Source organism: Streptomyces sp. CLV115 (assembly GCF_038448545.1).
Classification (GTDB): domain Bacteria; phylum Actinomycetota; class Actinomycetes; order Streptomycetales; family Streptomycetaceae; genus Streptomyces; species Streptomyces sanglieri.
The window spans coordinates 18896-34996 of sequence record NZ_JBCEWQ010000089.1; the positions used below are offsets into that span (position 1 = coordinate 18896).

Sequence of the window (16101 nt, forward strand, 5' to 3'; positions counted from 1 at the left end):
ACACCATCGGCAATGGTGGTTGTCCCCCGGCCTGTCGCGCATGATCTTCGTACCTGCATTCGAGACCCTAGCCGAGGGGGAGCAGGATGGGGCGTGAATGCACAAGTCAAGGCAGGTGTACAGGTGGAGGCGGGGCTTATGGCTGATTCTTACCCCCAAGAGGCATTGTCACGACGGATCCTGCGGTCCGAAACGGTCCTCGTGCTGGCTCTCTCGCTGGGTGCCAGCGGAGTGTCTGCCCTGATCAGTTTTGTCGGATCACTGACGAAACCAGGGGGTTTGAAGGATCAGGCGGCGACGCTCAACAGCTCGTACGCGCCGGGGCGTCCATGGCTGGATCTCGCCTGGCAGCTCTTCGGTATCACGACGGCGCTGGTGCCCGTGGCCCTGGTCGCACACCTGTTGCTCAGGGAAGGCGCCGGGCTGCGGGCCATCGGTTTCGACCGCACGCGGCCGTGGCCGGACCTCGGCCGCGGCACGTTGGTCGCGGCGGGCATCGGAAGTGCCGGACTGGCCTTCTACCTGGTGGTGAGGGCCGCCGGATTCAATCTGACCGTGGTGCCGGAGTCACTGCCCGATGTGTGGTGGAAATACCCGGTTCTGATCCTGTCCGCGATCCAGAACTCCGTGGTGGAGGAAGTGATCGTCGTCGGGTATCTGCTGCGCAGACTGGGACAGTTGGGGTGGACGCCGATGGCAGCTCTGGCCGCCAGTTCGGTGCTGCGCGGTTCCTACCACCTGTATCAGGGGATCGGCGGCTTCATCGGGAACATGGTGATGGGCGTCGTCTTCGTGCTGCTGTACCGGCGTTGGGGGCGGGTCGGGCCGCTGGTCGCGGCGCACGCGCTGCTGGATGTCGGAGCGTTCGTCGGGTACGCGCTGCTGGCGGGGAAGGTGGGCTGGCTGCCCACGCCGTGAAGGCCCGGGTACGGAGCAGGGGAGAGGGTGCGGGGAGCGTCGGGTCGGTCCGTACATCCCTTCCGCAGCCTCACATCGCCCCCCTTTCTCGCGCCCCCCGCATCTTCGTCCGAGATGTCAGAGCGACGTGAGCAGTTCGCCGTCGATGACCGTCACGGCGTCGCCGGTGAGCAACGTGCGGTCGCCGCGCAGGGAGGTCCGTACCAGGCCGGAACGGGCGGAGGCCTGCAGCCCGGTCAGATCGTCGCGGCCGAGGCGGGCCGACCAGAAGGGTGCCAGCGCGGTGTGGGCGCTACCGGTCACGGGGTCCTCGTCGATGCCTACACGAGGGAAGAAGCCGCGCGAGACGTAGTCGTAGCCACGGGCCGGGTCCGCCGCGGCCGCCGTGACGATGACACCCCGCCGGGAGACGTCGGCCAGCCTGGCGATGTCGGGGGTCAGCCCCCGCACGGTCGCCTCGTCGGACAGTTCGACGAGCAGGTCGCCGATGTGCGGGCCGGTGTCCTGGACGGAGAGCGGCTCCGCGCCCAGAGCGGCGGCCAGCCCGGCCGGGGTCGCCTCGGGCGTGAGCGGGGACGTGGGGAAGTCGAGGGTGATCGCACCGTCGGGGCGGGTGTCCGAGGTGAGGATCCCGCACCGGGCCGCGAAGCGTACGGTGCCGGTCGCCGCACCGGTGGTGTGCAGGACATGCGCGGTGGCGAGGGTGGCATGCCCGCACATGTCGACCTCGGTGGCCGGGGTGAACCAGCGAAGTGCCCAGTCGGCCTCGCCGCCCGGGGGCAGCGGGTGGGCGAAGGCGGTCTCGGAGAGGTTCACCTCCATGGCGATCCGCTGGAGTCGATCGTCGTCGGCGAAGGCGTCGGAATCCAGGATCAGGACCCCGGCCGGGTTGCCGGTGAAGGGGCGGTCGGTGAATGTGTCGACGATTCGAATCCTCATGGCGCGACCCTATGCAGGGCGCGGAGCCGTGTACCAAGGCCAATTCCGTGTCGCTGGACCTCTGCGCCGATGGACCTGAATGCCGATGGGCGTGGACGCCGATGGACCTGAATGCCGGACCTTAATGTCGACGACTCCCCCGGACGGTATCGGCGTGCCCCGGGGACGGGGTGCGTACCGGCGGGGGCTGCCGCGTGCCGGTGGGGTGGTACGCGGGCGGCCCCGCCGAGGTGCTTGTCCGGGTGCGCCGCACCGCACTACCTTGCCGATGTGGATCTCTTCTCACGCTCCTGGACGGCGTTGCGCACGGCGGTCGCCGGACTTCCGGACGAGGACTTCGCGCGACCGTCCGGCTGCGCCGGCTGGCTGGTGCGGGACCTGGTGTGCCATCTGGTCATCGATGCCCAGGACGTCCTGATCACCCTGGTGACGCCCGCCGAGACAGAACCGACCCGAGACGCGCTGACCTACTGGAACGTATCGGAAGCGCCACCGACCGGCGACGACCCGCTGGATGCGCTGATCGTCCGGCTGGCCGCCGCGTACGAGGAGCCCGGCCTGCTCAGGTTCCACCTCGACGACGTGGGCTCCGCGGCCGGCCGTGCCGCCGTGCTCGCCGACCCGGGTCTCCGGGTCGCCACCCGTGACGTGGTCCTCACCGCGGGCGACTACCTCGGCGCGTACGTCCTGGAGTGGACGCTGCACCATCTGGACCTCGTCGCGTACCTTCCGGGCGCGGCCGGACCGCCTGCGGAGAGTCTCGCCCGGTCGCGCGAGATGCTGGAGAGGATCGCCGGGGCGGAGTTCCCCGCGTCGCTCTCCGACACGGACGCCCTGCTGGTCGGCACGGGACGGCGTGCCCCGACCGGCGCGGAGAAGGCGGTACTGGGCGAGCGGGCCGCGAAGTTCCCGCTCTTCCTCGGCTGACGGGCCGGCCGCTGCCCCCCGGCGGCTCGGGGAGCCCTGTCGCCACCGTCCTGCTCGGCGACGATCTGCGGGCTCGTCGGCCCACTTGTGCGGTGTGGCCACGCCGGGTGATTCGATGGATGGCCGGGGGCTGCGGATCCCCTGCGTCAGAACGGCGGATCCTCGCAATGACCACCCGCCCCGGTGCCAGCCCGGGAAGCGCGTCCTGCCGTGCGAGGGGCGTGTTGTTCGCGGGCCGCGATGTCGGCTGCGCTCTCCAGAGCGTCGGTGTCGTACCCCCGTGCTTTCAGCGCGTCCAGGACGCGGCTCCGCCTGTGGCGGTCGGTGCTGGTGGCCAGTAGACGACGGGCGTGGTCGACCAGTTCGCCACGGTGCGCGACGAGGTCGGGATGCTCCGAGAGGGGGAAGGCGGCGACCAGGGCCGCGTGGCGTACGCCCGGGTCGTCGTGGCCGAGGAGAGGACGGACGGCCGAGAACAACGCCGGGCGCAGGTCCCGGAACGCGCGCATCTCCCCGTACTCCTGGAGGAAGCCCGTGCCGCAATGGCGTTCGCCCACGGCGACGCACTCGTCGTCGGCGTCGTGGGCAGTGCTGCCGAGCCAGTCGAGCAGTCTCACGAGGAGCGGGTGATTCGGTGGCATGCCGGCGTCGTGGCGGGAGTCGGCGGCCGAGACGGCCGGGTGGCCGAGGACGGCCGCCACATAGAGCGCTACGGGAACGGTGGCTTCGTAGACGGTGTTCTGGTGGGTCACTTCCCTGAGCGCGTCCCGGGCGGCGGTTTCCCTGACGACCGGGTCGGGGTCGAGCAGACGTGCCAGGGCCGCCGGCAGGGACTCGCCCGTCCCGCGCACAGTGGCGAGCGACACCCAATCCGTACGGTCCAGGATCGTTTGATGGTGCGGCAGCTCGGTGGAGTGGCGGTGCCCGCATTGCCGGCGGCTCATGTTCACAGGCGGAGGCTATGGCATCGCCGGGCCGGCACCGGGTGTGGACGCCTCGCACTGCCGTGCCGCCGAGCGAGGGGGACGGGCGCGGCGTTCGCTCGTCGAGCCGGCAGAAGGCGCTTCGCCCGCCCGCCCACGCCTGCGCAGAGCAGCCGCGCACCCGAATCCGCCGTCCTTTCTCCGAGGTCGCCGAACCCGCTTCGGCGAGGTGGCGTGCCGGTCGTCCTGTCCGTTTCGGTGTTGTCCGCCGGCCGGCTAGAAGACGCCGGCGCGCATGTGTTGCGTGAGGTTCTGGAGAACTTCGCGCAGCCACGGGCTGCGGACGGCCGGCAGCCGTGCCAGCGTGTGCCGGAACGTCTCCGGGTCGGCCCGGAACGTGTGACGGGGGCGCGGGACGGGCGGGTCGTCACGGAGGACGTCGCCGGGTATCACTCCCGAGGCGAGGACGGGGGGAAACGGCTCGGGGAAGGCCAGCCCCAGCCACACCCCGAACGGCAGCGGCACCGGGTACGCGGAGGCGGCCGGGCCGGCCGGGGCCCAGGTTTCCCCCGTCTGGGGATGCGTCGGTACGAGGACGATGTCGGCGTCCGCGCCGACAACGGGACACTCCGGTCCGGCCAGAACGGCGCGCCGTGCGGGTGGGCCTGCGGGGAGCAGCGCATCGAGGGCACGTCGGAACACCTCTCCGGTCAGACCGCCCGGCACGGTCACCGGCCGTCCTTCCGAGGCCGCCAGCAGATGGGCGAGTGCCCGGCCTGCCGCCGCCGTCCACTGCGGGCTCCACGACCACCAGTGGTTCGGCCCCATCCGCTCCCCCCACCGGGCGATCGGCTCGAACGGGGGCGTGCCGCTCTTCTCCGTCATCAACTCCTCCCAGGACAGCGGTACGGCGCAGGCGTCGGTGTCGTCGACGGGGCAGCGGCGCACGGCGTCCGGGGCGAGCCACACCGCCTGCCAGAGCGAGCAGTCGTCGATCCTGCTCGCCACGGGCAGGCCGCACGCCTCGCAGGCCATGTTGGGGCCGTCGGCCCCGTCGAGGCCGCAGCAGTATCCGCCGCTTCTCTCCAGGATCAGCACGGTGCCCCGGACGTCTCCGGGGGCGATGACGATCGCGCCGGGCGCGTTGCCGGACAGGGCGTGGAGCGGTGCGTGGATGCCGCGGGCCGCCGCCTCCTCCGGATCGACCTGCGACCACGGCCGCCACGGTGGCCCCCACGGCTCCGGGTCCACGGCGAACGTGCCCGACTCCATGAGTACCGGGAGCTGCGTCCCGTTCCCGTACTTCTGACGGGCGTGGACGGGCAGGGCGACCTCGGACAGTCGGGTGGTCAGCCTGGCGTCGCACCCAGCGCACACGAATACGAACAAATGTCCTCCGTTGGGGAAATGGGGGCATCGTCGCAGCTCGGCGGCGACCGGCCAAGGCATTTATGGGCAGCTCCATTGCCAGGGCGCCGTCCATGGAGACGGATCGCCTCTGCCCGGCCCACTGGCTCGCGGCTGGTTCGGTCCGCCCGCGACGGCGTCGGTAGATTGCTGCGATGCCGTATACGACGATGCCACTCCATCTTGAGACGACCAGGCTGACGATGCGTCCGTGGACGATGTCCGATGCCGACGACCACCGTGCGCTCGCCGCCGGGCGGGGCGACGGAATGCCGTCCGTCGAGGTCAACCGGCGCGTGATTGAGGCCCAGCTCTCCACGCCGGCGCGGACGGGGCTCGCTCTGCTGGTCGTCAACCGTCGCGATGTGGGTGATTTCATCGGCTACTGCGGACTCACTGTCGGACGGGCTTCCGTCGAAGAGCCCGAGATCGCGTACGAACTGTTCCGGCGAGTGCACGGGCACGGCTATGCCACCGAGGCGGCCGCCGCCGTGATCGAAGCCGCGATCGCGACTGGTCGACAGCGGCTCTGGGCGACCGTGCGTTCCTGGAACGCGCCGTCCTTCCGCGTCCTCGAAAAACTGGGCTTCGAGCGCGATCACGTTACGACGGACGACCGTGGCGAACTGGTCTGGCTCACGCGCTCCTTGGTGTAGGTGAGCAGGTGGGCAAGTTCCTGTCGCCGATGCCGAGGGAGGGAAGAGCAGACGGTGGACCGGCCCGGGACTCTGCGGCAATTGCCGCACTGATGCCGGGTCGCACAGGGCGATGCCGGTCACACGGGGGCGATTCCCGTGCCGGCCGCCCGCCTCGACCGGCACGCTCGGATCCATGTGGACGAATGCGTTGGTACCCCGGGCACGTCGGCTCTGGGAAGAACTGGCCCGGGTGCCGGTGTCGTTCCCCCCGCCGGGTGGTGTGAAGGTGGTGGTCTCCCCGCGATCCGGGCTGTGTCCGGTCGGCTGGGTCGGGGTGGTGGCGCTGGGCGGATCCGCGATCGCCACCGCGCCGAGCGAGAGTGCCGCCGCGATCGTTCGCGACGCATGGGGACAACTGCCGGTGTCGGCCGTCGCCAATGGGGAGTTGGTCCGGCGGGTGCCTTCGGTGGGGCAGACACTCGGGCCGGCAACGCTGTCGTACGTGTCTCCGGCGGGATTCCGGCCGGTGTCGTCCGGCACTGTGGTGATGGAGCAACTTCCCTCGGCTCACCCGGATCTGCGGATCCTGGAGCGTGCGGCTGGTCCCGAGGACGCCGACGAGGCCGCGCTGGGCGAGATCATGTCACCCGCGTTCGTGTTGCGTGACCACGGTCAGGTGGTCGCTGCCGCGGGCTATTGTGTCTGGCCGGGACGGACGGCCCAGGTCGGCGTGCTGACCGCGCCGGAAGCGCGCGGACGGGGACTGGCCCGGGTGACCGGCTCAGCAGCGGTCGCTCATGCCCTCTCGGCCGGCCTGCTGCCGCAATGGCGGGCGCGCCCTGCGGCTTCCCGGCGTGTTGCCGCCGCGTTGGGTTTCGAGGAACTGGGCTCCCAGCTCAGCTTCGAGGTCGCCGCCGCAACCGCTTGAGGGCCCGGTCCGCCGCCGACCCGGACCATGCCGAAGACCTCGGCCCGAGCACCGCACACGGCTCATCAGTCGGCTCATGGCGACGCAGGCACCACGACCGGACCGGCGCGCCAACGGCGTTGCGGACACGCCCTAGTACCAAGGGCGGGCGGCATGCGTGGGCAGCGGACGCAGCTTCGGCCAGCGTTCGAGCAGGCGGCCGGCCAGGGCGGAGCTGAGGCGGCCGACGGCGTGCAGGTGATCGTGGTCGCGGGTCATGCCGGCGACCACGTCCAGGCGGTGGACGAGCCGCTCACGAGCGGAGATGTAGCCCCACTCGAAGTCCTCGGCGGGCACCCTGGCGAGCTGGTCGACCGTCCCGCGGTGGGCCCGCTCGACGAGTGCGTCGCCCTGGATCAGCCAGCCCGCGCACGCGTCGGCGAGGTCACCCGGCACGTCCTTCCCGGTGAGGCCGCGCCAGGTGGTCCGGTAGACGTCCTCGACCTCCGTGAGCGGGGCCGCGGTGACTGACATGGCGCACCAGCAGGTGGGGAAGCCGATGCGGAAGTAGGCGAGTTCGATCAGGCCGTTGCCGAGCGAGGCCCGCTCGAAGTCGACGAAGCGGACGCCCTCGGCGGTGCGCAGATCATTGCCGGGGCAGGGGTCGCCGTGCAGCAGCGCATGGTGCGGGGTGGGGTCCAACCGCTCCAGGAGACCGGCGAGTTCGGAGGGAACCGTGGACGGCACGGGCACGTCGAGCGCCCTGGCCAGGGCGAGGAAGGACTCCGCGTCGGTGGCCGTGGGCCCCGACCAGACCGGTAGCGCGCCCGCGTCGGCGGGCCCGGTCAGGGCGTGCAGCCGGGCGAGCGACTCGGCGTACCCCGGCATCCAGTCCTCCGTCCTGCCGAGGTCGTCCAGGTGCTCCAGGACCATCACCCGCGAGGACGGGTCCGTGGCGAGCAACGCGGGGGCCACAGCAGGCCCGGAGGCCCGCCCCGCCAGGCGCAGCCCGGCGACCTCCCGAGCGAAGCGCGTGTTCGCGTCGGCGCCCGTGTCCCCGCCGTCGGTGATCTGCTTGACGATCACCGGCCGCCGGCCGGCCGGCTGCACCCGCCACACCCGTGACCGCGGACTGCTGTCCAGGAGTTCGGCCGGCTCGGGAGTGCCCACGGTGGACAGCACTGCCTCATTGAACGGAACACGGTTCGGCATGCCGACGAGCGTAGCCGCAACCCCGCACGCGCGAGCGCCTTCACGTGCCACAGCAGCGCCTCGCCGCTGTCCTCGGCGCAACCCCGCACGCGCGAGCGCCTTCAGCAGCAGACACCGAGCCTGTCAGGGCAACCGTCAAGACCCTTCGCCGGGAGCAGCGACCCAGCGGTGAAAGGCGGCCGCATCGACGTTGCTGCCGCACACGATGGTGACTACGTGCCGGCCGGCGAAGCGGTCACGGTCTTCGAGGATCGCCGCGACGCCGAGCGCGGCCGACGGCTCGACGACGAGGCCCGCGTGGTCGAGGAGCATCCGCATACCGGCGACGATCGAGGCTTCCTGGACCAGGACGGCGTCGTCGGCGACCAGGAGGAGGTCGTCCAGGACGGCCGGGACGGGGAACCGGCCGGCGACGCCGTCAGCGATCGTTGCGGTCGAGTCGGTGGTGACGACGCGCCGTTGGCGCCAGGAGTGTGTCATCGCGGGTGCGCCCAGCGGCTGGACGCAGATCACCTCGACCCCGGGCGCCAGGGCCTTCACCACGTGCCCCACGCCGGTGGCCAGCGCCCCGCCGCCGAGAGCGATCAGGACGGCGTCGAACGACGGCGCGGCATCCACCAGTTCCAGGCCGATGGTTGCCGCGCCCTCGCAGGTCTCGATGTCCAGGCTGTCCTCCACCAGCCGGATGCCCTCGCGGCGCGCGATGGCCGCGGCCCGCTCGCGCGCCAGCTCGTGGTCGCCGTCCACCAGTTCCAGCCCGGCATCCAGCACGCGGATGCGATCGAGCTTGGCCCGGGTCGCGAAGCGGGATGCCACGACGGTCACGTCGAGTGCCCGGCCGCGACCGGACCAGGCGAGGGCCTGGCCGAGGTTGCCCGCACTCGCGCACACCACGGCACGCGTGCCTTCATCGGCGAGTCGGCTCGCGACCACCTCGGTGCCGCGGCCCTTGAAGCTGCGCACCGGGTTCGCCGTTTCGAGCTTGACGCTCACCGCGCACCCGAGGCGGGGCTCCAGCGCCTCGCAGCGGTACAGCGGAGTGTCGAGGAACACCGGGTCGATCACCCGGCGAGCCGCTCGGATCCGAGCGGTGTCGAGGCGTGTCTCCTGCACGACACGGCAGCCTAGCGCCGCTGGGTGACGCCTCACGAGCAATTGCCGAAGTCCGTGGCCGGCGCCCGGCCCACCCCCGGGGTGTCCGCAAACGGCGAAGTGGCCCGTCTGCGCCGACATGCACTTCGATCGCCCCGGCTTCAGTGACAGCCGTTGACCTGTGACGGTGATCGTTGATCGATTGCCACTGAAGGACGATCAAGGCTTGTTCGCGCCACCGCGGATTGAACATCTGGCGTACAGGTGATGCGACGGGCGGGCTGTTTCCGAGGCTGCGCGGGGCGGCCGGCACTGCTGTTGACGCAAGGGGATCCCGGGCATGTCAGTGGTGGTTGCGATCCTGTGCGGCATGGACGAAAAGACCTTCTGGACGCTCATGGACGAGCTGAGCCGCCGCCCCGGTGACCGGCATGAACGGTTGGAGTGGCTGCGCGGGGAGTTGCGGTGCCGGCCGGCCGCTGAGCGAGTGGAGTTTCAGGCGCGTCTGGAGGCCGCGTGCGACGCGGTCGCCACGGACGCACTGTGGCGGGCGGTGGACCGGATCGAGGGTGGCTTGTGCTCCGACGACGGCTTCGACTACTTCGCGCTGTGGCTGGTGGCCCAGGGACAAGGGACGTACCAGGCGGTGCTCGCCGATCCGGATGCCCTCGCCGACGTTGCCGAGGTGCGGGCCGTGGTGGGGCGGCACGCGCGGGAGTGGCGTGACGACGAGTGGCCGGAATGGGAGGAGCTCGACTACGTGGCCCAGGAGGTGTTCGACGAGCCGGCGGGCCAGGAGGGCGACTGCGGGGAGGCGTTCTACGAGGCCCTGGAAGCCGTTCAGGAGACATGGGCGAAGCCCGAAGAGGAGATCGACACCGCAGAGGTCACGGCGAGAACGGGGACACCCCGGCTCGACGCCCTCTTCCCTGCAGGAGCCGGCTCCTGAGCAGTGACGCGACGGGCAACACCACACAACGGGCGGCCTTCGCCGACACGGACGGCCGAGTGATCACGCTTCGCTGACCTGAAGCAGCTTCGATCAACCGTCCTGGCAATCGATCAACGATCACGGTCGCAGGTCGGACGTGCCTCTGACCCGGGGATTGTCAGGCGATCGGTTCCGATATATCGTTGAGGCATCGCGACAGATCAACGATAGAAGGAGTAGAGCGATGCGTTCACATGGACACGAGCAAGAGTTCGGTCATGAGCACGGCCATGGTCATGGGCACTGGGGGCCCGGCCGTCCGGGGCGTGGTGACTTCGAGGGGCGGCGGGCGGCCTTCGGGCAGTTCGGACCGCCGTTCGGTGGGGGGCCGTTCGGCGGTGGGCCCTTCGGGGGCGGGCGTGGCCGGGGGAGGGCACGGCGGGGTGACGTACGCGCTTCGATCCTGGCGCTGCTGAAGGACCGGCCGATGCACGGGTACGAGATGATCCAGGAGATCGGCGAGCGCAGCGGCGGGGCCTGGCGGCCCAGTCCGGGCTCGGTGTATCCGACGCTTCAGCTGCTGGAGGACGAGGGGCTGATCATCAGCGCGAGCGAGGGCGGCAAGAAGCTGTTCACGCTCACCGAAGCCGGCCGCACCGAGGCGGAGTCGGGGTCCGAGGCGCCCTGGGAGGAAGCCGGACGCGGTGTCGACTGGGAGAGCGCCAATGAGATCCGCCAGGCCGGATTCGGTCTGATGGAGGCGTTCGGGCAGGTCTGGAAGACCGGCTCGGCCGATCAGCGGAAGAAGGCTCTCGCGGTCATCGGCGACGCCCGCAAGAAGCTGTATCTGATCCTTGCCGACGAGCACTGAGCCCCGTGGGGTGCGGTGCTCCGGGGTGTGGTGACAAGGGCCTCGCGGCCGAGCCGCGAGGCCCTTCTGGTCTGCCGGGGTGTCAGGCGGCGACGAGGCCGCCCAGTTTGCGCAATGACTCGACGAGCGCGGCCGTCGCCGAGTCCTTGAGCTTTCCGGCCATCAGGGAGACCGCCGCGCCGGTGAACTCACCGTCGATGCGGACCGTCGTCGCATCGCCGTCGGGGGTCAGTGAATAGCGCATGGCCAGGTTGACGCCCATCGGGCCCTTGCCCTTGGTGGTCAGCAGGCGTGCGGTCTCCAGTTCCGCCACCGTCCAGGTCACCTCGGCCGGGAAGCCCATGAGCTTCATGTTCTCCTCGTAGGTGGCGGCGAGTTCGAGTGCCGCCGGACCGCCCTTGGGGAAGCTGGTGTGGGTGGCGTTCCACTGGCCGTACGCGGTGAAGTCCGTCAGCTGGGCCCACACCTTCTCGGCCGGTGCTTCGATGCGTGCCTCTGCACTGACTTCGGCCATGCGACCACCCCTTCTCGGCGGGTTACGGTGTCGCGGAACGTAGCCGCAGTGACCGGAACATTCAATACTGATGAACTGTCAGATCTATCGGGCCGTTCCCTCCGCTCCCGCGCGCCAGATCAGAGCGGCGTCGAACCTGTCGAAGGCGCGGGGGTGCGGGCCGTCGTCGTGGCAGTGGAACGCGGCCCAGAAGAGGTCCGCGCGCAGTGCGTCGGCCGGGGCGTGGACCCGGTACACGTACTCCCGCCCGTCGAGTGCCGGCAGGGCGACCAACCAGGACATGTCCGTGGGCTCCCTTCCGGCTGTCGCATGGGTATTGCCTGTGGGACGTGCGGGGGGCGACTTCCGGTTGCCCAGGGAGCGCGTGGCAAGGCGGCGCGCGCCCTTTTCTCCGATCGGATCCAGAAATGGCGAGATCTCATCCGCAAGGAGGAGAAACCGTTCGGGTGTGCCCAACTTGCGTGGGATGCCTGGATGGGCCCATCCGGGGATGTATTCGCGCCGCAGGGCTGATGGGGTGGGAGATGTGCAGAACCGGACGCCGCGGATCCCCCAGCAGCCCGTACCGAACCGCGCCGAGCTCGACGCCAGACTCACCGTGGAGCTGGCCGCCGTCGTGACGGGCGCCCGCAGACGTGCGCTGCGCGACGGCGACCGGCAGATCGACACGGCGCATCTGCTGCACTCCCTCATCGAATCGGACCCCGCGGTGCGGGCGGCCTTCGAGGGCGGACCCCAGCTCGCCAGGGTGCTCGGCTACCTCGTCCAGCGCAGTATCGGATACGGGCTCCGCTGGCAGGGCTCGGTCGAGGATTCCGGAGCCGTCCCGGTCCTCCCCGACCCGGGTTCCGTCGTGCGGGGCACCGGGCTGGAGGGCTGGTCGCCCTCGGCTGCTTCGGCGATGGCCGGTGCACTCGAACGGGCGGAGTCGCGCGGCGATGCACGGGCCGGCGGGCTCGACCTGCTCGCGGCACTGTCCACCGACCACGAGTGCCGGGCCGTCGAGGTGCTGGTGCGGGGCGGGGTCGACGCGGACCGGCTCGCGGCCCGGGTCGCGGACGCCGCCGGGCAGGGCGTGCCGGAATGCGGAGGCTGACCGTCCGGGCCGGGCGGTTCGGTGGCGGTGGATGGCGTGCGGCGGTGGCTTCAGTGGTGAGCATGTCAGGCGTCACCTGGATGAAGCTCCTGACCGCAGCTGTCATGATGGGCCGATGCACGCGTCTCAGGGGAGAAGCGCCGGCCTGGGACCAGCCCTGGCATCGGCGTTCGCATTCGGTGGTTCAGGGGTGGCGGCCAAGCCGCTGATCGAGTCGGGGCTCGATCCGCTCCACGTGGTGTGGCTGCGCGTGGCGGGTGCTGCCCTGGTCATGCTGCCGGTGGTCTGGCGCCACCGGGACCTGGTACGCAGCCGGCCGGTCCTGCTGCTCGGCTTCGGGCTGCTCGCGGTCGCGGGTGTGCAGGCCTTCTACTTCGCCGCGATCTCCCGGATCCCCGTCGGGGTCGCTCTTCTCGTCGAGTACCTGGCGCCCGCGCTCGTACTCGGCTGGGTCCGGTTCGTCCAGCGCAGGCCGGTCACCCGGCGGGCCGCGGTCGGTGTGGTGCTCGCCGTCGGCGGGCTGGCGTGCGTGGTCGAGGTCTGGTCGGGGCTGAGCTTCGACGTGGTCGGACTGCTGCTGGCGCTCGGTGCCGCCTGCTGCCAGGTCGGCTACTTCGTTCTCTCGGACCAGGGGGGTGCGGACGGGGCGGACGGTGTCGAACCGCCGCATCCGGTCGGTGTGATCGCCTACGGGCTGCTGATCGGCGCGGCCGTTCTCACCGTGGTCGCGCAGCCCTGGGGCATGGACTGGTCGGTGCTGGGCGGCACGGTGGGCATGGACGGTGCGGAGGTTCCGGCCTGGCTGCTGCTCGTCTGGATCGTGCTGCTGGCGACCGTGATCGCGTACGTCACCGGAGTGATCGCGGTGCGGCTGCTCTCTCCCGCGGTGGCGGGCGTCGTCGCCTGCCTGGAGGCGGTCATCGCCACGGTGCTCGCCTGGGTGCTGCTCGGCGAGCACCTGTCGGCGCCGCAGCTCCTGGGTGGTGCCATGGTGCTGATCGGTGCGTTCATCGCGCAGTCCTCGACGCCGGGGACACCTTCGGGGCCCGTCGTGCCGGGATCCGGCGCGGCGGTGACCGAAGGGCGGGACGGCGGCCGGGCCGTTGCCGAGGGGGAACTGTCCGCCGGTCGTGCCACGCTGTGACGTGCGTGATGTGGCGCGTCACGATGTGACACCCGTGACCTGGCGGGGTGGCGGGCGTCATGGACGACGGCTGTGTGCGCGGCAGTTCGGGGCAGCCTCGTGGCGACAAGACGGAACGAAGGCCGCTGGGGAGCCGTGCACGCCCTTCCGGCGGTGGGCAACGGGGCCTTGAACGGCACACCTGCCGCTCTCGCGGCCTCCGGCTCGTCGTCGAACGGATTGTGATGTTCGCGGACCGGGTTATGCGAAGCGACCACCGGGTCATCGACCCCCGCACCGACCCGGTACCGACCACGCCTGCCTGCGGTCGGTGATCCCTCCCTCCGGTTCGAGAGCGGCCGCTGCCCGGGCGGGTGCTCGTCGGGACCGGCGCGCCGCCGCGGCCGGCGGGGAACGCCGCGGCCACCTGGCGCGGGGACCGGCGGCGACGGGACTCGGCGCCGGGGGAAGCCCCGCCCGGCGATGTCCCGTCAGCCGTGGTGCGTCACAGCTCGGTGATGTAGTCCGGCACACCGATGGCGGGGTCGAGGTCGTCCGCGGGGAGCGGCGTCCCGTAGCCGCGGGCGAGCGGGACGACGCCGGCCCAGTGGGGAAGTGCGAGGTCGTGGGCCTCGTCGTTGGGGCCGCCCGTGCGGATCTTGGCGGACACCTCCCGCAGGTCCAGCCGGATCACCGCGGTCGCGGCCAGCTCCTTCTCGTCGGCGGGCCGGGAATCGGCGGACCGGCCGGGCACCACGTGGTCGACGATCGCGTCGAGGGCGGTGCGCCGCTCCTCGGGGTCGGTGACCGTGTGTGCGACGCCGTGGACCACCACGGAGCGGTAGTTGATCGAGTGGTGGAAGGCGGAACGAGCCAGCACCAGCCCGTCGACATGTGTCACCGTGAGGCACACGGGCAGGCCGGGATCGGTGCGGCCCGCCTCGCGCAGCGGCCTGGAGCCCGTCGAACCGTGTACGTAGAGCCGGTCGCCGATCCGGCCGAAGAGCGTCGGCAGCACGACGGGCGCGCCGTCACGGACGAAGCCGAGGTGGCAGACGTACGCCTCGTCCAGTATCGAGTGGACCACCTCCCTGTCGTAGGACGCCCGTTCGCGGGAACGGGTCGGCACGGTGCGCCCGGTCGGCTCGTAGCCGGCCTCGGGGGCCGGGGCCGTGGGCTGCGGCGATGCGGTGTCCGACATTGCGTACTCCATTGCACTAGTGCATAATCTGGTTTGTGCTAGGAGAGTATCGGATCGTGGGGCGACGCGCATCGGAGATCGCCGCCAGTGTGGAGCGCGGGGTCGGCTCCGGTGAGCTCGAACCGGGTCAAGTGCTGCCTCCCATGCGAGAGTTGGCGGATCAGCTGGGGGTGAACCCGAATACGGTGGCGGCCGCCTACCGCACGCTCCGTGAGCGCGGGGTGATCGAGACGGCCGGGCGCCGGGGCAGCAGGGTGCGGCCGCGTCCCGCGAGTACGGCGCGCGGCTCGCTCCGGGTCGAGGCGCCCGCGGGCGTGCGTGACCTGGGCGCGGGCAACCCCGACCCGGAGCTGCTGCCCGCGCTGGGGGACGCCTTCGCGGCGGTCGCCGGGGAGTACGGGCGGGAGCCCGGGATGTACGGACAGGCGCCGGTGGACCCGGAGTTCGCCGCGCTCGCCCGCGCCGCACTGGACGCCGACGGGGTGCCGGGCGGGCCCGTGGTCGCGACCTCCGGATCGCTGGACGCGATCGAGCGGGTCCTCGTCGCGCAGCTCAGACCCGGTGACGCGGTCGCCGTCGAGGACCCCGGCTGGGGCAGCATGCTGGATCTCGTACCGGCGCTGGGGCTGCGTCCGGTGCCCGTCGCGGTCGATGACGAGGGGCCGATGCCCGGTGCCGTCGAGAACGCGCTGAACGCCGGTGCCCGCGCGCTGGTGGTCACCGACCGCGCGCAGAATCCGACCGGCGCGGCCATCGGTGCCGCGCGCGCCCTCGAACTGCGCGCGGTCCTCGCCGGCCACCGCGATGTCCTCGTGATCGAGGACGACCACGGGCACGGCATCGTCGATCTGCCGATCCATCCGCTGGCGGGCGCCACGGACCGCTGGGCCTTCGTCCGTTCCGTGGCCAAGGCGTACGGGCCGGACCTGCGGGTCGCCGTGCTGACCGGCGATCCGGTCACGGTCGACCGGGTGGCGGGGCGGCAGCAGCTGGGCCCCGGCTGGGTCAGCAGGCTGCTGCAACGGGTCGTGGTGCACCTGTGGACCTCGGGCGCCGTGGAGCCGGGGGAGGTGGCGCGGGCGTACGCGAAGCGGCGGGACGGCCTCGTGCGGGCGCTGGAGAAGCGGGGCGTGGTGGCCCACGGACGCAGCGGGATGAATGTGTGGGTGCCGGTCGGCGACGAGACCGGCGTCGTGGCGAGGCTGCTGCACGCGGGCTGGGCCGTGGCGCCCGGGGCGCGGTTCCGGCTGGCCGCGCCCCGGGGAATCCGGCTCACGGTCTCGTCGCTCGCCGAGGACGAGATCGAAGCACTGGCGGATGCGGTGGCGGCAGCGGCGGGACCGGTGAAGCCGCTGACCTACGGGTGACTGTCGGACCCGGCCCGACCCGACCCGACCCGACC

The 16101-nt window shown here is 71.4% G+C and carries 17 protein-coding genes; 9 read left to right on the top strand and 8 right to left on the bottom strand.

All coding sequences use genetic code 11. The features are described from left to right. The first annotated feature begins 138 nt into the window (after positions 1 to 138). Entirely contained in the window at positions 139 to 918 is a 780-nt protein-coding gene (locus AADR41_RS26665) for a CPBP family intramembrane glutamic endopeptidase (RefSeq protein ID WP_342283955.1), read from the top strand. Between the two features lie 117 nt (positions 919 to 1035). On the opposite strand, the gene AADR41_RS26670 is transcribed toward AADR41_RS26665, so the two are convergent. Beyond that, positions 1036 to 1857, bottom strand: a complete 822-nt coding sequence (locus AADR41_RS26670; RefSeq protein WP_342283940.1) for a PhzF family phenazine biosynthesis protein — start codon at positions 1855 to 1857, stop codon at positions 1036 to 1038. A gap of 270 nt (positions 1858 to 2127) precedes the next feature. Between AADR41_RS26670 and AADR41_RS26675 the strand changes: the two genes are divergently transcribed. Then, positions 2128 to 2784 (top strand): maleylpyruvate isomerase N-terminal domain-containing protein, encoded by a 657-nt coding sequence (locus AADR41_RS26675; protein ID WP_342283941.1) that lies wholly within the window; start codon positions 2128 to 2130, stop codon positions 2782 to 2784. Positions 2785 to 2930: 146 nt separating this feature from the next. Here the strand turns inward: AADR41_RS26675 and AADR41_RS26680 are convergent, their stop codons facing one another. After that, positions 2931 to 3728 (bottom strand): hypothetical protein, encoded by a 798-nt coding sequence (locus AADR41_RS26680; protein ID WP_342283956.1) that lies wholly within the window; start codon positions 3726 to 3728, stop codon positions 2931 to 2933. 255 nt (positions 3729 to 3983) lie between these two features. Beyond that, a complete protein-coding gene (locus AADR41_RS26685) occupies positions 3984 to 5096 on the bottom strand; it encodes a hypothetical protein (protein ID WP_342283942.1) in 1113 nt (370 codons plus the stop codon). Between the two features lie 173 nt (positions 5097 to 5269). Between AADR41_RS26685 and AADR41_RS26690 the strand changes: the two genes are divergently transcribed. Both AADR41_RS26690 and AADR41_RS26695 read left to right on the top strand, forming a co-directional pair. Continuing rightward, entirely contained in the window at positions 5270 to 5770 is a 501-nt protein-coding gene (locus tag AADR41_RS26690; protein WP_342283943.1) for a GNAT family N-acetyltransferase, read from the top strand. 175 nt (positions 5771 to 5945) lie between these two features. Next, a complete protein-coding gene (locus AADR41_RS26695) occupies positions 5946 to 6680 on the top strand; it encodes a GNAT family N-acetyltransferase (protein WP_342283944.1) in 735 nt (244 codons plus the stop codon). Positions 6681 to 6812: 132 nt separating this feature from the next. Here AADR41_RS26695 and AADR41_RS26700 read toward each other — a convergent pair whose 3' ends face one another. Together AADR41_RS26700 and AADR41_RS26705 are read right to left on the bottom strand one after the other, a co-directional pair. Beyond that, positions 6813 to 7871, bottom strand: coding sequence for a phosphotransferase family protein (locus AADR41_RS26700; protein WP_342283945.1), 1059 nt, complete (start codon positions 7869 to 7871; stop codon positions 6813 to 6815). A gap of 135 nt (positions 7872 to 8006) precedes the next feature. Continuing rightward, on the bottom strand, positions 8007 to 8984 hold the full coding sequence (locus AADR41_RS26705) for a threonine ammonia-lyase (protein WP_342283946.1): 978 nt from the start codon (positions 8982 to 8984) through the stop codon (positions 8007 to 8009). Positions 8985 to 9333: 349 nt separating this feature from the next. Here AADR41_RS26705 and AADR41_RS26710 point away from each other — a divergent pair, with 349 nt between their 5' ends. Together AADR41_RS26710 and AADR41_RS26715 are read left to right on the top strand one after the other, a co-directional pair. Then, positions 9334 to 9912, top strand: coding sequence for a DUF4240 domain-containing protein (locus tag AADR41_RS26710; protein ID WP_342283947.1), 579 nt, complete (start codon positions 9334 to 9336; stop codon positions 9910 to 9912). Positions 9913 to 10138: 226 nt separating this feature from the next. After that, positions 10139 to 10765 carry a PadR family transcriptional regulator gene (locus tag AADR41_RS26715; protein ID WP_342283948.1) on the top strand — a complete coding sequence of 209 codons (627 nt, stop codon included), beginning with the start codon at positions 10139 to 10141 and terminating at the stop codon, positions 10763 to 10765. A gap of 82 nt (positions 10766 to 10847) precedes the next feature. Here the strand turns inward: AADR41_RS26715 and AADR41_RS26720 are convergent, their stop codons facing one another. Continuing rightward, entirely contained in the window at positions 10848 to 11279 is a 432-nt protein-coding gene (locus AADR41_RS26720; protein ID WP_342283949.1) for a type II toxin-antitoxin system Rv0910 family toxin, read from the bottom strand. 84 nt (positions 11280 to 11363) lie between these two features. Beyond that, positions 11364 to 11561 carry a hypothetical protein gene (locus tag AADR41_RS26725; RefSeq protein ID WP_342283950.1) on the bottom strand — a complete coding sequence of 66 codons (198 nt, stop codon included), beginning with the start codon at positions 11559 to 11561 and terminating at the stop codon, positions 11364 to 11366. Positions 11562 to 11805: 244 nt separating this feature from the next. Between AADR41_RS26725 and AADR41_RS26730 the strand changes: the two genes are divergently transcribed. Continuing rightward, positions 11806 to 12375: a Clp protease N-terminal domain-containing protein gene (locus AADR41_RS26730; protein ID WP_342283951.1), complete on the top strand. Its 570-nt coding sequence runs from the start codon at positions 11806 to 11808 to the stop codon at positions 12373 to 12375. Between the two features lie 115 nt (positions 12376 to 12490). Further along, a complete protein-coding gene (locus tag AADR41_RS26735) occupies positions 12491 to 13519 on the top strand; it encodes an EamA family transporter (RefSeq protein ID WP_342283952.1) in 1029 nt (342 codons plus the stop codon). Between the two features lie 484 nt (positions 13520 to 14003). On the opposite strand, the gene AADR41_RS26740 is transcribed toward AADR41_RS26735, so the two are convergent. Further along, positions 14004 to 14699: a pyridoxamine 5'-phosphate oxidase family protein gene (locus tag AADR41_RS26740; RefSeq protein ID WP_342283953.1), complete on the bottom strand. Its 696-nt coding sequence runs from the start codon at positions 14697 to 14699 to the stop codon at positions 14004 to 14006. 35 nt (positions 14700 to 14734) lie between these two features. Between AADR41_RS26740 and AADR41_RS26745 the strand changes: the two genes are divergently transcribed. Further along, on the top strand, positions 14735 to 16066 hold the full coding sequence (locus AADR41_RS26745; RefSeq protein WP_342283954.1) for an aminotransferase class I/II-fold pyridoxal phosphate-dependent enzyme: 1332 nt from the start codon (positions 14735 to 14737) through the stop codon (positions 16064 to 16066). Positions 16067 to 16101: the final 35 nt, after the last annotated feature.